Raw genomic sequence first — 13,344 nt, 5'->3', positions numbered from 1 at the left:
ACGCAATATGCTGACGGGCATGACGAGTGAGCCGGAACAGCAGATCGGAGTGGGGACGCCCGACGCGTTCCAGCGCCTGTGGACGCCCCACCGGATGGCCTACATCCAGGGTGAGAGCAAGCCGAGCGGCCCGGGAGCGGGGGACGGCTGTCCGTTCTGCGAGATCCCGTCGAAGTCGGACGAGGACGGGCTGATCGTCGCGCGCGGTGAGAAGGTCTACGCCGTGCTCAACCTGTACCCGTACAACGGCGGACACCTCATGGTGGTGCCGTACCGGCACGCGGCCGACTACACCGAGCTGGACGGCCCGGAGACCGCGGAGCTGGCCGACTTCACCAAGCGCGCCATGGTCGCGCTGCGGGCCGCGTCCGGTGCCCACGGCTTCAACATCGGCATGAACCAGGGGGCCGAGGCGGGCGCAGGCATCGCCGCGCACCTCCACCAGCACGTCGTGCCCCGCTGGGGCGGCGACACCAACTTCATGCCCGTCGTCGGGCACACCAAGGTGCTCCCGCAGCTGCTGGGGGACACGCGGTCGATGCTCGCCGAGGTGTGGCCGGCCGCGCTGCCGGCCGCCTGAACTCCGGAGCACTCCCGGGCACGGCCGTCCGACGCCGTGCCCGGGAGCGCCGGCGCCTCAGGCGTCGTAGACGTCGGCCTTCGTCGGGGCGGCGTCCTGCACCAGGCCGCTGAGGATGCCGGAGCGGGTGGCGAAGCGCTCGGTGTCGACACCGTGCTCCTCGAGGACCCGCATCGTCGCGGAGTGGACCGCGCGCAGCACCGGCGTGGCCGTCCGCATCGCGTCGTCCGCCATGAAGCGGTGCCCCCACGGCTTGGCCGCCCACGCGTGGCGCAGACCGAAGGGCTCGGGCAGCACGATCTTGCCGCCCAGGTAGTCGAGGAGCGGCGGATACCAGGTGAAGGGGGCTCGCAGGGCGAGCCGTACCACCTCGCTCGCCGTGATCACGGGCAGCGCGACCTTGCGGGTCTCCCAGAATCTGACGGCCTTCTTGACCGTCTTCGTCGGTGCCTCCGGCTTGCTCAGGAAGAGGGAGTGGACGGGGCCCAGCGCGTGCCCGGTGACCTCGATCCGCAGGGTCTCGTGGAGCACGGTGACGGTGATCATCATCGTGATCACCAGCTGGCCGTCCCAGAGGGTGAACTGCACGCCGAGGTAGTGGCGGTTGCCGCTGCCGAACTGCTGGTGGTTGCAGATGCGCTGGATCTCGTGCGGCTTGACCTGGAAGGTGGCGACGTCCTCCCCCTCGGGCCGTGACACGGAGTCGGCGTTCTCCCCGATGGGCGAGACGATCCAGTGCTTGACGGACGGCGTCGGGAAGCCGCCGGTGTTGAGCGGGCCGCGCTCCAGCAGCTTGAGCTGGTCGTGGACGGCCCGTACGACGTCCCAGCTGCGGAACTGGTGGATCTCCTTGGAGGGGTCCGCCGGTACGAGTTCCTCGGCGAGGTGCCAGCTTCCCCAGCGGGTGCCCATGCCCAGGATGCCCTTGGGGCCGGCGTAGAAGACGGAGTTGGACTGCTGCTCCGCGGCGAGCTTCTCCAGCCCCTGGCGCAGCGCCTCGCGGGCGGTCTCGTTGGGGTTCTTCGGCGCGGCCTCGGGGATCTTGGCGCTGACCCCGCCGCCCGAGAGGAGTCCCTCCCAGCGGGCCCGCAGGTCGGTGACCGAGGACTCCGCGATCCGCTTGGCGAGGAACCAGCCGAGCAGCGGCGCGACGGCGCAGGCGCGCAGATAGAGAGCCGGGAGCCCGGTCAGCGGCATGGCGATCAGGAAGACGGCGGCGGCTGCGCCCAGGGCGACCAGCAGGACCCCGCCGAGGGCCTGGAAGAACTTGTCCTTGGACTTGTTGAGGGAGTCCCGCAGCCGGAAGGCGAGGACCCAGAGCAGCAATCCGGGCAGGAACAGAAAGCCGAGGACGGCGGTGACCAGGGTCAGCCTGGTGTCCCTGGCCTTGCGCAGCCGGGTCGCCGACAGGCAGTGCTCCACCACCGTCTGCGGGTCGGAGCCGAAGGACTGGATCAGTGCCTTGCGGTCCCCGCCGAGCACGCGCTCCTGGACGGCGCGGGAGTAGGCCTCGCCCAGATTCGGCTTGAAGTAGTCGGACTTGAACAGCTTGGAGTCACCCGGTTTGACCTCGGACTTGTGCCATTCGCTGTTGGCCTTGAGGATCTCCGTCACCGGGCTGTCGCGGTACGCCGCCGAGGCGAGGGCGTTGGTCGCCACCGCCTGCGCACCCGCACCCTGGAGCGGGATCTGCGCTCCAGGAGAGAAATCGAATCCGTCGTTGGCCACTGTCGCCCCCACTCGCCCGCACGGCCTGCTCCTGCGGCTGTTCCCAACTACCGTACGTCGCACACCTTCTGAGCTGGGACCACAGAATATCGCCCGGGGTCACCAGGTCGCCCCGGGTTGGCGTACCAAGCGCTCGCGCGGGGCCATATCCGGTCAGGGGCGACAGGTCAGGCCGTACTCTCACCCTTCGCGCAGGCGTTCGGCGAGCTGCGGAGGCATCGGCTCGTGCCGGGCGTACGCCCGCTCGAAGCTGCCGGTGCCGTGCGTCAGGGAGCGCAGGTCGAGGGTGTACGTACCGATCTCCGCCTCCGGCACCTCGGCCCGTACCAGCGTGCGCTCCCCGGTCTCCTGCTCCGTTCCGACCACCCGCCCCCGACGTCCCGCGAGGTCGCCCATGACGGCGCCCACGTAGGAGTCCGGCACGAGGACGCCCACCTCGGCGACCGGTTCGAGGAGCCGGACCTGTGAGGCTGCCGCGGCCTCGCGCAGGGCCAGCGCCCCCGCGGTCTGGAAGGCCGCGTCCGAGGAGTCCACCGAATGGGACTTCCCGTCGAGCAGGGTCACCCGCACGTCGACGAGCGGACGGCCGGCGGCGACACCCCGCGCTGCCTGGGCGCGCACCCCCTTCTCCACCGCGCCGACGAACTGCCGGGGGACCGCGCCGCCGACCACCTCGTCGACGAACTCGACACCCGTCCCGGGAGCCAGCGGTTCCACCTCGATCTCGCAGACCGCGTACTGGCCGTGGCCCCCCGTCTGCTTGACGTGCCTGCCCCGGCCGACGGCCCGGGAGGCGAACGTCTCACGCAGCGGCACCCGGTGGGGCTCGGTGTCCACCCGCACCCCGTACCGGGTGCGGAGGTGCTCCAGCGCCACCTCGGCATGCGCGTCGCCCATGCACCACAGGACGGTCTGACCGGTGTCCTGGTTCTGCTCCAGGCGCATCGTGGGGTCCTCGGCGACGAGGCGGGACAGGCCCTGCGAGAGTCTGTCCTCGTCAGCCTGCCCGTGGGCGCGTACGCCCACGGGCAGCAGAGGGTCGGGCAGGGTCCACGGCTCCATCAGGAGCGCCTCCCCGTCGCCCGAGAGGGTGTCACCCGTCTTCGCGCCGCTCAGCTTGGCGACGCAGCAGAGATCTCCGGCGGCGCAGGCGTCGAGGGGGCGCTGCTGCCGGCCGAAGGGCGAGGAGAGGGCGCCGGTCCGCACATCGGCCTCGTGGTCACCGCTCCCCGCGGCCCCGGGGCGGCCCGGTCCGCGGCCGCACACGTGCACGGTCTCGTCCGGGCGGAGGGTCCCGGAGAAGACGCGGACGAGGGACACCTGGCCGACGTACGGATCGGACGAGGTCTTCACCACCTCGGCCACCAGGGGGGCCCGCGCGTCGCAGACCGGCGCGGGACGCGGGGCGCCGTCCGGGGTGGTGAGGCCGGGTACGGCGCGTTCGGCCGGGGACGGGAAGCCGCGGGTGATCAGGTCCAGGAGTTCCACCGTGCCGACGCCCTGGCGGCCGCCCCCGGCGGCCGGAGCCGCCGCGAGGACGGGGTGGAAGGACCCACGCGCCACGGCACGCTCCAGGTCGACGACGAGCGTCTCGGTGTCCAGCTCGTCACCGCCGAGGTAGCGGTCCATCAGGGACTCGTCCTCGCTCTCCGCGATGATTCCCTCGATGAGACGGCCGCGGGCCGCGCGGAAGGCGTCCAGCCGCTCCTCGGGCGGCGGCCCCTCGGCCCGCTCCCCGGAGGAATGGTCGGAGACCCGTCCGGTCAGCAGTCCGGTGAGCCCGGTGAGCTGTGCGTGGCCGTCCGGTCCCTCGGGGCCCCGCACCGGCAGGTACAGCGGCAGAACCGCGTCCGGGTCGTCATGGCCGAAGATCCGGCCGCAGATCCGGACCATCTCGTCGAAGGGCGTCCGCGCCGTGTCGAGGTGGGTGACGACGACGGCCCGCGGCATCCCGACCGCCGCGCACTCCTCCCAGGCCGCGCGGGTGGCCCCGGCGACGGCGTCCGCCTCCTGGGCCGCCGAGACGACGAAGAGGGCCGCGTCCGCGCCCCGCAGACCGGCCCTGAGCTCCCCGACGAAGTCCGGATGACCCGGTGTGTCGAGCAGGTTGACCTTGTGACCGTCCCAGGCGACCGGGACCACCGAGAGCTGGACCGAGCGCCGCCGCCGCTGTTCGATCTCCTCGTGGTCGGAGAGGGTGGCCCCGTCCTCGACCCGGCCGGCCCTGTTCACCGCCCCGGCGGCCAGCGCCAGGGCCTCGACCAGCGTGGTCTTGCCCGAACCGCTGTGGCCGACCAGCACCACGTTGCGTACCGGACCGGGTGGGCCGGCCGTCGTCGCCCCGCCCGCGGCTCCGGTGTGCGTATGCGTCCTGTCTCCCATGGCGGGTGCCTCCCGGTCGGTGGCGCGGCCGCTCGGCCCGCGAGGGGCGGGACGGCGGATGCACGGGCGGCAGGGGGAGCCTGCGCTGCGGCCTCCGCGACGCCCGCGGTCATTCGAGCGTTTCACCCGCGCGCGAGGCCGTCCATACGGGGCGTACCCCAGGGCTTCCGGGACACCCGCCGGACGGGGTACCGGCCTCTGCCCGGCGCGGCGCGTGACTACGATGGGCCAGCCGGCGGCCGAAGGGGCCGCCCGGCACCGAACCCTCGGGAAGGCCATGCTGAACAAGTACGCGCGTGCATTCTTCACGCGTGTCCTCACACCGTTCGCCGCTCTGCTGCTCCGTCTCGGCGTCAGCCCCGACGCGGTCACCCTCGTCGGCACGGCCGGGGTGATGGCAGGTGCGCTGGTCTTCTTCCCGATGGGGGAGTTCTTCTGGGGCACGATCGTCATCACCCTCTTCGTCTTCTCCGACCTGGTCGACGGCAACATGGCCCGGCAGGCGGGGATCTCCAGCCGGTGGGGCGCGTTCCTCGACTCGACGCTCGACCGGGTGGCGGACGGCGCGATCTTCGCCGGGTTCGCGCTCTGGTACGCGGGCAGCGGCGACGACGACGTGCTGTGCGCGGTGGCGATCTTCTGCCTGGCCAGCGGCCAGGTCGTGTCGTACACCAAGGCGCGCGGCGAGTCGATCGGCCTGCCGGTCGCGGTGAACGGGCTGGTCGAGCGCGCCGAGCGCCTCGTGATCTCGCTGGTCGCCGCCGGGCTCGCCGGACTGCACGGCTTCGGTGTACCGGGCATCCAGATCCTGCTGCCGATCGCGCTGTGGATCGTCGCCGCGGGCAGCCTGGTGACCCTGGTCCAGCGGGTGGTGACCGTACGCCGGGAATCCGCGGAGGCCGACGCGGCGGCCGCCCGGGACGGGAGCGCCGGGCAGGAGAGCGGGGCCACCCCGTGAGCGCCACCGGATCCGGTCTGCGGGAACGGCTGACCGACGGGCTCTACGGCCTGGGCTGGGGCGCGGTCAAGAAGCTCCCCGAGCCGGCCGCCGCCGCCCTCTTCCGCACCCTGGCCGACCAGGTGTGGAAGAGGCGGGGTAAGTCCGTGCTGCGCCTGGAGTCGAACCTCGCCCGGGTCGTCCCGGACGCGGACGCCGCCAGGCTCGCCGAGCTGTCGAAGGCCGGCATGCGCTCGTACATGCGCTACTGGATGGAGTCCTTCCGGCTTCCCGCCTGGAGCCCGGAGCGCATCAAGGCGTCCATACAGGTCACCGACGCGCACCGGCTCACCGAAGGGCTGGACGCCGGGAAGGGCGTCGTCCTCGCCCTGCCGCACCTGGGGAACTGGGACCTCGCGGGCGCCTGGGTGACCACCGACCTCAAGGTCCCGTTCACCACGGTCGCCGAGCGGCTCAAGCCCGAGACCCTCTACGACCGCTTCGTGGCCTACCGCCAGGGCCTCGGCATGGAGGTCCTCCCGCACAACGGGGGCGCCGCCTTCGGCACCCTGGCCCGACGGCTGCGCGCGGGCGGTCTGGTCTGCCTGGTCGCCGACCGCGACCTCTCCGCCTCCGGCGTCGAGGTCGACTTCTTCGGCGACACCGCGCGCATGCCCGCCGGCCCGGCCCTGCTCGCCCAGCAGACCGGCGCCCTGCTGCTCCCGGTCACCCTCAGGTACGACGGCACACCCGTGATGAAGGCCAGGGTCCATCCACCGGTGCCCGTGCCGGAGTCAGGCACCCGGGCGGAGAGGACGTCCTCCATGACACAGGCGCTGGCCGACGCCTTCGCCACCGGGATCGCCGAGAGCCCGCAGGACTGGCACATGCTGCAGCGGCTCTGGCTCTCCGACCTGGAACCGCAGGGAGAAGCTCCGTGAAGATCGGCATCGTCTGCCCGTACTCCTGGGACGTTCCGGGCGGGGTGCAGTTCCACATCCGTGACCTGGCCGAACACCTGATCCGTCTCGGCCACGACGTCTCGGTCCTCGCGCCGGCGGACGACGAGACGCCGCTGCCGCCGTACGTGGTGTCCGCGGGCCGCGCGGTCCCCGTCCGGTACAACGGTTCGGTCGCCCGGCTGAACTTCGGCTTCCTGTCCGCGGCGCGGGTCAGGCGCTGGCTCGGCGACGGCACCTTCGACGTCGTCCACATCCACGAGCCCACCTCGCCCTCCCTCGGCCTGCTCACCTGCTGGGCCGCCCAGGGCCCGATCGTGGCGACGTTCCACACCTCCAACCCGCGCTCCAGGGCCATGATCGCGGCCTACCCGATCCTCCAGCCCGCGCTGGAGAAGATCAGCGCCCGGATCGCGGTGAGCGAGTACGCCCGGCGGACGCTGGTCGAGCACCTCGGAGGGGACGCCGTGGTCATCCCCAACGGCGTCGACGTCGACTTCTTCGCACGAGCCGAGCCCAAGGCCGAGTGGCAGGGCGGCACCCTCGGTTTCATCGGGCGCATCGACGAGCCCCGCAAGGGGCTCCCCGTCCTGATGAAGGCGCTCCCGGCGATCCTCGAGGCCCGCCCGGAGACCAGGCTGCTGGTCGCGGGACGCGGTGACGAGGAGGAGGCGGTCGCCACGCTGCCGGCCGCCATGCGCGAACGCGTCGAATTCCTCGGCATGGTGAGCGACGAGGACAAGGCGCGCCTGCTGCGCAGCGTCGACGTGTACGTCGCGCCGAACACCGGCGGGGAGAGCTTCGGCATCATCCTGGTCGAGGCGCTGTCGGCGGGAGCGCCCGTCCTCGCCAGCGATCTGGACGCCTTCGCCCAGGTCCTCGACCAAGGCGCCGCGGGCGACCTCTTCGCCAACGAGGACGCCGACGCGCTGGCACAGGCCGCGATCCGGCTGCTGGGCGACCCGGAACGCCGCGCGGGCCTGCGCGAGCGGGGGGCCGCGCACGTGCGCCGCTTCGACTGGACCACGGTCGGAGCGGACGTCCTGGCGGTCTACGAGACGGTCACCGACGGGGCCGCCGCCGTCGACACCGACGAACGCACCGGCCTTCGCGCACGCTTCGGCCTCGCCAGGGACTGACCGGCGGCTCCGCGTACCGGGGATCCGGGGCGGCTCCGGCGACGGTAGCCTTGCCGCCCGTGATCGAAATCCTCATCTGGACGGTCGTCGCGCTCTTCGCGATCGGCCTGTACCTCAGCTGGACCGCCGGGCGGCTGGACCGTCTCCACGCCCGTATCGACGCGGCCCGCGCGGCGCTGGACGCCCAACTGCTGCGCCGGGCCTCGGTCACCCAGGAACTCGCCACGTCCGGGGTCCTGGACCCCGCCGCGTCGATCGTCCTCTACGAGGCCGCCCACGCGGCGCGCCAGGCCGAGGAGGAGCAGCGCGAGGTCGCCGAGAGCGAGCTGAGCACCGCGCTGAGGGCCGTCTTCGGCGAGAGGGCGCAGGTGGAGGCGGTGAAGGAGTACCCCGGAGGCGAGGAAGCGGCGAAGGAACTCGCCGCCGCGGTACGCCGCGTACCGATGGCGCGGCGCTTCCACAACGACGCGGTGCGCGCCGCCCGCGCGCTGCGCAGGCACCGGACCGTGCGGCTGCTCCGCCTGGCCGGACACGCCCCGTTCCCACTGGCGTTCGAGATGGACGACGCCCCGCCGGTCGCGCTGGCGGACCGCCCCGGCACCTGAGGACCGGGGCGCCGGAGGGAGAACGATCCACCGGGTACTCATTGGCCCTTGCTGTGGACTGCTCGCGGGGCGTTTGCTCAGGGCTGCAGCAACAAGAGTCTTTCCACCCCAGTGAGGTCGATCCGTGTCCACGCTTCCCAGCACCCCGCAGTCCACCGAGGCCCCGGCCACCGGCACCGCCCGCGTCAAGCGTGGCATGGCCGAGCAGCTCAAGGGCGGCGTGATCATGGACGTCGTCAACGCCGAGCAGGCGAAGATCGCCGAGGACGCGGGCGCCGTCGCCGTCATGGCCCTGGAGCGGGTCCCCGCCGACATCCGCAAGGACGGCGGAGTGGCGCGGATGTCCGACCCGAACATGATCGAGGAGATCATCGAGGCCGTCTCCATCCCCGTCATGGCCAAGTCCAGGATCGGCCACTTCGTCGAGGCCCAGGTCCTGCAGTCGCTCGGTGTCGACTACATCGACGAGTCCGAGGTGCTCACCCCGGCCGACGAGGTCAACCACAGCGACAAGTTCGCCTTCACCACCCCCTTCGTGTGCGGTGCGACCAACCTGGGCGAGGCCCTGCGCCGTATCGCCGAGGGTGCCGCGATGATCCGCTCGAAGGGCGAGGCCGGCACCGGCAACGTCGTCGAGGCGGTGCGTCACCTGCGTCAGATCAAGAACGAGATCGCCCGGCTGCGCGGCTTCGACAACAACGAGCTGTACGCCGCCGCCAAGGACCTGCGCGCCCCGTACGAGCTGGTCAAGGAGGTCTCCGAGCTCGGCCGGCTGCCCGTCGTGCTGTTCTCGGCCGGCGGCGTCGCCACGCCCGCGGACGCGGCCCTGATGCGCCAGCTCGGAGCCGAGGGCGTCTTCGTCGGATCCGGCATCTTCAAGTCCGGCGACCCGGCCAAGCGCGCCGCCGCCATCGTGAAGGCCACCACCTTCTACGACGACCCGAAGATCATCGCGGACGCCTCGCGCAACCTGGGCGAGGCCATGGTCGGCATCAACTGCGACACCCTGCCCGAGACCGAGCGCTACGCCAACCGCGGCTGGTAAGCCCCGATGACCGACACCCCTGTCATCGGAGTCCTGGCCCTCCAGGGTGACGTACGGGAGCACCTGATCGCCCTGGCCTCGGCGGACGCCGTGGCCAGGCCGGTCCGGCGGCCCGAGGAACTCGCCGAGGTCGACGGCCTCGTCCTGCCGGGCGGCGAGTCCACCACCATGTCCAAGCTGGCCGTCCTGTTCGGCATGCTCGAACCGCTCCGTGAGCGGGTCGCCGCCGGGATGCCGGTCTACGGCACCTGCGCCGGCATGATCCTGCTCGCCGACAAGATCCTCGACCCGCGCTCGGGCCAGGAGACCGTCGGCGGCATCGACATGATCGTGCGCCGCAACGCCTTCGGACGGCAGAACGAGTCGTTCGAGGCGGCCGTCGAGATGGACGGCGTACCCGGCGGCCCCGTCGACGGGGTCTTCATCCGGGCCCCCTGGGTGGAGTCGGTCGGAGCACGCGCGGAGGTCGTCGCGGTGCACGGCGGCCATATCGTGGGCGTACGCCAGGGAAACGCCCTGGCGACGTCGTTCCACCCCGAGCTGACCGGTGACCACCGGGTGCACGCGCTCTTCACCGACATGGTGCGCGCCGCGGGCTGATCCGATCCCGGTAGGATCTCTCGGGTTCGGATCGATTTTGGTGACGCGAAGGAGAAGGCAGATGTCCGGCCACTCTAAATGGGCTACGACGAAGCACAAGAAGGCCGTGATCGACGCCAAGCGCGGCAAGCTCTTCGCGAAGATGATCAAGAACATCGAGGTCGCGGCCCGTACGGGCGGCGCCGACGTGGCCGGCAACCCGACCCTCTTCGACGCCATCCAGAAGGCGAAGAAGAGCTCGGTCCCGAACAAGAACATCGATTCGGCGGTCAAGCGCGGTGCCGGCCTCGAGGCCGGCGGCGCCGACTACGAGACGATCATGTACGAGGGCTACGGTCCCAACGGCGTCGCGGTGCTCATCGAGTGCCTCACCGACAACCGCAACCGTGCCGCGTCCGATGTGCGTGTCGCCATGACCCGCAACGGCGGCTCGATGGCCGACCCGGGCTCGGTCTCGTACCTGTTCAACCGCAAGGGCGTCGTGATCGTCCCCAAGGGCGAGCTGACCGAGGACGACGTGCTCGGAGCGGTGCTCGACGCCGGTGCCGAGGAGGTCAACGACCTCGGTGACACCTTCGAGGTGCTCAGCGAGGCCACCGACATGGTCGCGGTGCGCACCGCGCTCCAGGAGGCCGGCATCGACTACGACTCGGCCGAGGCCAACTTCGTCCCGACCATGCAGGTCGAGCTCGACGAAGAGGGGGCACGCAAGATCTTCAAGCTGGTCGACGCGCTCGAGGACAGCGACGACGTGCAGAACGTCTTCGCCAACTACGACGTCTCCGACGAGGTCATGGAGAAGGTCGACGCCTGAGACGGCGCACGGGCGACGGGCCGACGGGACACACCCCGTCGGCCCGTCGCATTGTCAGCGGGAGCCGATAGCCTGCGGGAACAGATGACCGAGCGGCGGAGGGGACCCCATTCATGCGGGTGCTGGGGGTGGACCCGGGACTGACCCGGTGCGGCGTGGGAGTCGTCGAGGGCGTCGCGGGCCGGCCGCTCACGATGATCGGCGTCGGCGTCGTGCGCACACCGCCCGACGCGGAGCTCGGCCAACGGCTCGTCGCCGTGGAGCAGGGCATCGAGCGGTGGCTGGACGAGCACACCCCCGAGTACGTCGCCGTGGAGCGCGTCTTCAGCCAGCACAACGTGCGCACGGTGATGGGCACCGCCCAGGCCAGCGCGGTGGCCATGCTCTGCGCCGCCCGTCGCGGAATCCCCGTCGCGCTGCACACCCCCAGCGAGGTCAAGGCCGCCGTCACCGGATCCGGACGCGCCGACAAGGCGCAGGTAGGGGCCATGGTGACGCGGCTGCTCAGGCTCGACGCACCGCCGAAGCCCGCGGACGCCGCGGACGCCCTCGCCCTCGCCATCTGCCACATCTGGCGCGCCCCCGCGCAGAACCGACTGCAGCGGGCCGTAGCCGCCCACCGCACGCTGAAAGGCCGCACCGCATGATCGCCTTCGTCTCCGGCCCCGTGGCCGCCCTCGCGCCGGCCACGGCCGTGATCGAGGTCGGCGGCATCGGCATGGCAGTCCAGTGCACCCCGGACACCCTCGCCGGGCTGCGGATCGGACAGGAGGCCAGGCTCGCCACCTCCCTCGTCGTCCGTGAGGACTCGCTCACGCTCTACGGCTTCGCGGACGACGACGAGCGCCAGGTCTTCGAACTGCTCCAGACCGCCAGCGGCGTGGGCCCCCGGCTCGCCCAGGCGATGCTCGCCACGCACAGCCCGGACGCCCTGCGCGCCGCCGTGGCCACCGGTGACGAGAAGGCGCTCACCGCGGTGTCCGGCATCGGCAAGAAGGGCGCCCAGAAGCTGCTCCTCGAACTGAAGGACCGGCTCGGCGAACCGGTCGGGGCGCACATCGGCCGACAGGGCATCGGCACCGCCGTCAGCACCTCCTGGCGGGACCAGCTGCAGGCCGCCCTGATCGGCCTCGGCTACGCCACCCGCGAGGCCGACGAGGCGGTGGACGCAGTGGCACCGCAGGCCGAGGCCGCGATCGCCGAGGGCGGCCCGGCCCCTGTACCGCAGCTGCTGCGAGCGGCCCTGCAGACCCTCAACCGCGCACGCTGACCGCCGGACACCGCACACACCGGCACCGAAACACCCGAGGCGGGACTGACGAGATGAACTGGGACGAGACCGGGCCCGACACCGGCGACCTCACGGAAGAGCGATTCGACGACCGGCTGGTCGACGCGGGCGCCGACGGCGAGGACACCGCGGTCGAGGCCGCCCTGCGGCCGAAGGACCTGCACGAGTTCGTCGGCCAGGAGAAGGTGCGCGAGCAGCTCGACCTGGTGCTCAAGGCCGCCCGTGCCCGGGGAGCCACCGCCGACCACGTCCTGCTCTCCGGGGCCCCCGGGCTCGGCAAGACCACCCTCTCCATGATCATCGCCGCGGAGATGGGCGCCCCCATCCGGATCACCTCCGGCCCCGCCATCCAGCACGCCGGGGACCTCGCCGCGATCCTCTCCTCGCTCCAGGAGGGCGAGGTCCTCTTCCTCGACGAGATCCACCGCATGTCGCGGCCCGCCGAGGAGATGCTCTACATGGCCATGGAGGACTTCCGCGTCGACGTCATCGTCGGGAAGGGCCCCGGAGCCACGGCCATCCCGCTCGAACTGCCGCCCTTCACCCTCGTCGGCGCCACCACCAGGGCCGGACTCCTGCCGCCGCCGCTCAGGGACCGCTTCGGGTTCACCGGTCACATGGAGTTCTACGCCCCCACCGAGCTGGAGCGGGTCATCCACCGCTCCGCGGGCCTGCTCGACGTGGCCATAGACACAGCCGGCGCGGCCGAGATCGCCGGACGCTCCCGGGGGACCCCCCGTATCGCCAACCGTCTGCTGCGCCGCGTCCGGGACTACGCGCAGGTCAAGGCGGAGGGCAGGATCGACCGGGACATCGCCTCGGCAGCACTGAGCGTGTACGAGGTCGACGCGCGCGGCCTGGACCGGCTGGACCGCGCGGTTCTCGGAGCGCTGCTGAAGCTCTTCGGCGGGGGCCCGGTCGGTCTCTCCACCCTCGCCGTGGCCGTGGGGGAGGAGCGGGAGACGGTCGAGGAGGTCGCGGAGCCCTTCCTCGTACGGGAGGGCCTGCTCGCGAGGACCCCGCGGGGCAGGGTCGCCACCCCCGCGGCCTGGGCCCACCTCGGGCTCGTCCCGCCTCAGCACGGCGTAAAGGGACAACAGGGCCTGTTCGGGGCGTGAGACAGGACGGGTTGGCCAGCGGGGGAACTACGGTGCCATGCTGGACGTTGTTCCAACGATGCGGACTCGCTTAGACTCCGCCGATGCCGCCCGTACAGGTCGGTGTACCCACCCCCGTAGACCAGGCCGCGTGAATCCAGCGTGGT

Annotated in this window: 13 protein-coding genes; 11 read left to right on the top strand and 2 right to left on the bottom strand. The window is 71.9% G+C overall.

Annotation, left to right across the window (positions count from 1 at the left end):
* The first annotated feature begins 7 nt into the window (after nucleotides 1–7).
* Nucleotides 8–580, top strand: coding sequence for an HIT family protein (locus tag ACFXOA_RS19020; RefSeq protein ID WP_385029364.1), 573 nt, complete (start codon nucleotides 8–10; stop codon nucleotides 578–580).
* A 57-nt stretch (nucleotides 581–637) separates the two neighbouring features.
* On the opposite strand, the gene ACFXOA_RS19015 is transcribed toward ACFXOA_RS19020, so the two are convergent.
* Both ACFXOA_RS19015 and ACFXOA_RS19010 read right to left on the bottom strand, forming a co-directional pair.
* Entirely contained in the window at nucleotides 638–2,308 is a 1,671-nt protein-coding gene (locus tag ACFXOA_RS19015; RefSeq protein WP_385029361.1) for a hypothetical protein, read from the bottom strand.
* A gap of 180 nt (nucleotides 2,309–2,488) precedes the next feature.
* Nucleotides 2,489–4,690, bottom strand: a complete 2,202-nt coding sequence (locus ACFXOA_RS19010) for an elongation factor G-like protein EF-G2 (protein WP_385029358.1) — start codon at nucleotides 4,688–4,690, stop codon at nucleotides 2,489–2,491.
* Nucleotides 4,691–4,967: 277 nt separating this feature from the next.
* On the opposite strand from ACFXOA_RS19010, the gene pgsA reads away from it, so the two are divergent.
* From pgsA to ruvB, 10 genes are all read left to right on the top strand, one after another.
* The gene (pgsA, locus tag ACFXOA_RS19005; protein WP_385029355.1) at nucleotides 4,968–5,648 is read left to right on the top strand and encodes a phosphatidylinositol phosphate synthase; all 681 of its coding nucleotides are present in this window, start codon (nucleotides 4,968–4,970) and stop codon (nucleotides 5,646–5,648) included.
* Entirely contained in the window at nucleotides 5,645–6,568 is a 924-nt protein-coding gene (locus tag ACFXOA_RS19000) for a phosphatidylinositol mannoside acyltransferase (protein WP_385029352.1), read from the top strand. The genes pgsA and ACFXOA_RS19000 overlap by 4 nt, the downstream gene beginning before the upstream one ends.
* The gene (locus ACFXOA_RS18995) at nucleotides 6,565–7,725 is read left to right on the top strand and encodes a glycosyltransferase family 4 protein (protein ID WP_385029349.1); all 1,161 of its coding nucleotides are present in this window, start codon (nucleotides 6,565–6,567) and stop codon (nucleotides 7,723–7,725) included. Before ACFXOA_RS19000 ends, ACFXOA_RS18995 begins: the two co-directional genes overlap by 4 nt.
* 59 nt (nucleotides 7,726–7,784) lie before the next feature.
* Complete coding sequence (locus tag ACFXOA_RS18990; protein ID WP_385029346.1) at nucleotides 7,785–8,330, top strand: hypothetical protein; 546 nt, start codon at nucleotides 7,785–7,787, stop codon at nucleotides 8,328–8,330.
* A gap of 124 nt (nucleotides 8,331–8,454) precedes the next feature.
* Nucleotides 8,455–9,375, top strand: coding sequence for a pyridoxal 5'-phosphate synthase lyase subunit PdxS (gene pdxS / locus ACFXOA_RS18985; protein WP_385029343.1), 921 nt, complete (start codon nucleotides 8,455–8,457; stop codon nucleotides 9,373–9,375).
* A gap of 6 nt (nucleotides 9,376–9,381) precedes the next feature.
* Nucleotides 9,382–9,975: a pyridoxal 5'-phosphate synthase glutaminase subunit PdxT gene (pdxT, locus tag ACFXOA_RS18980; RefSeq protein WP_385029340.1), complete on the top strand. Its 594-nt coding sequence runs from the start codon at nucleotides 9,382–9,384 to the stop codon at nucleotides 9,973–9,975.
* A gap of 61 nt (nucleotides 9,976–10,036) precedes the next feature.
* Nucleotides 10,037–10,789, top strand: a complete 753-nt coding sequence (locus ACFXOA_RS18975) for a YebC/PmpR family DNA-binding transcriptional regulator (RefSeq protein WP_365526576.1) — start codon at nucleotides 10,037–10,039, stop codon at nucleotides 10,787–10,789.
* 113 nt (nucleotides 10,790–10,902) lie between these two features.
* Nucleotides 10,903–11,436, top strand: a complete 534-nt coding sequence (gene ruvC, locus ACFXOA_RS18970; RefSeq protein ID WP_385029337.1) for a crossover junction endodeoxyribonuclease RuvC — start codon at nucleotides 10,903–10,905, stop codon at nucleotides 11,434–11,436.
* Nucleotides 11,433–12,059, top strand: a complete 627-nt coding sequence (ruvA, locus tag ACFXOA_RS18965; protein ID WP_385029333.1) for a Holliday junction branch migration protein RuvA — start codon at nucleotides 11,433–11,435, stop codon at nucleotides 12,057–12,059. The genes ruvC and ruvA overlap by 4 nt, the downstream gene beginning before the upstream one ends.
* 53 nt (nucleotides 12,060–12,112) lie before the next feature.
* Entirely contained in the window at nucleotides 12,113–13,198 is a 1,086-nt protein-coding gene (ruvB, locus tag ACFXOA_RS18960) for a Holliday junction branch migration DNA helicase RuvB (RefSeq protein WP_385029330.1), read from the top strand.
* The last annotated feature ends 146 nt before the right edge of the window (nucleotides 13,199–13,344 follow it).

Origin of the sequence: Streptomyces sp. NPDC059166, from assembly GCF_042755185.1 — a bacterium.
Taxonomy (GTDB): domain Bacteria; phylum Actinomycetota; class Actinomycetes; order Streptomycetales; family Streptomycetaceae; genus Streptomyces.
This window is presented reverse-complemented; position numbering and strand designations above follow the sequence as displayed.

Excerpts from the sequence above, each read along its gene's own strand:
- ACFXOA_RS19020 (WP_385029364.1), top strand. The coding sequence starts at position 8 with ATGCTGACGGGCATGACGAGTGAGCCGGAACAGCAGATCGGAGTGGGG.
- ACFXOA_RS19010 (WP_385029358.1), bottom strand. The coding sequence starts at position 4,690 with ATGGGAGACAGGACGCATACGCACACCGGAGCCGCGGGCGGGGCGACG.
- pgsA (WP_385029355.1), top strand. The coding sequence starts at position 4,968 with ATGCTGAACAAGTACGCGCGTGCATTCTTCACGCGTGTCCTCACACCG.
- pdxT (WP_385029340.1), top strand. The coding sequence starts at position 9,382 with ATGACCGACACCCCTGTCATCGGAGTCCTGGCCCTCCAGGGTGACGTA.
- ACFXOA_RS18975 (WP_365526576.1), top strand. The coding sequence starts at position 10,037 with ATGTCCGGCCACTCTAAATGGGCTACGACGAAGCACAAGAAGGCCGTG.
- ruvC (WP_385029337.1), top strand. The coding sequence starts at position 10,903 with ATGCGGGTGCTGGGGGTGGACCCGGGACTGACCCGGTGCGGCGTGGGA.
- ruvA (WP_385029333.1), top strand. The coding sequence starts at position 11,433 with ATGATCGCCTTCGTCTCCGGCCCCGTGGCCGCCCTCGCGCCGGCCACG.
- ruvB (WP_385029330.1), top strand. The coding sequence starts at position 12,113 with ATGAACTGGGACGAGACCGGGCCCGACACCGGCGACCTCACGGAAGAG.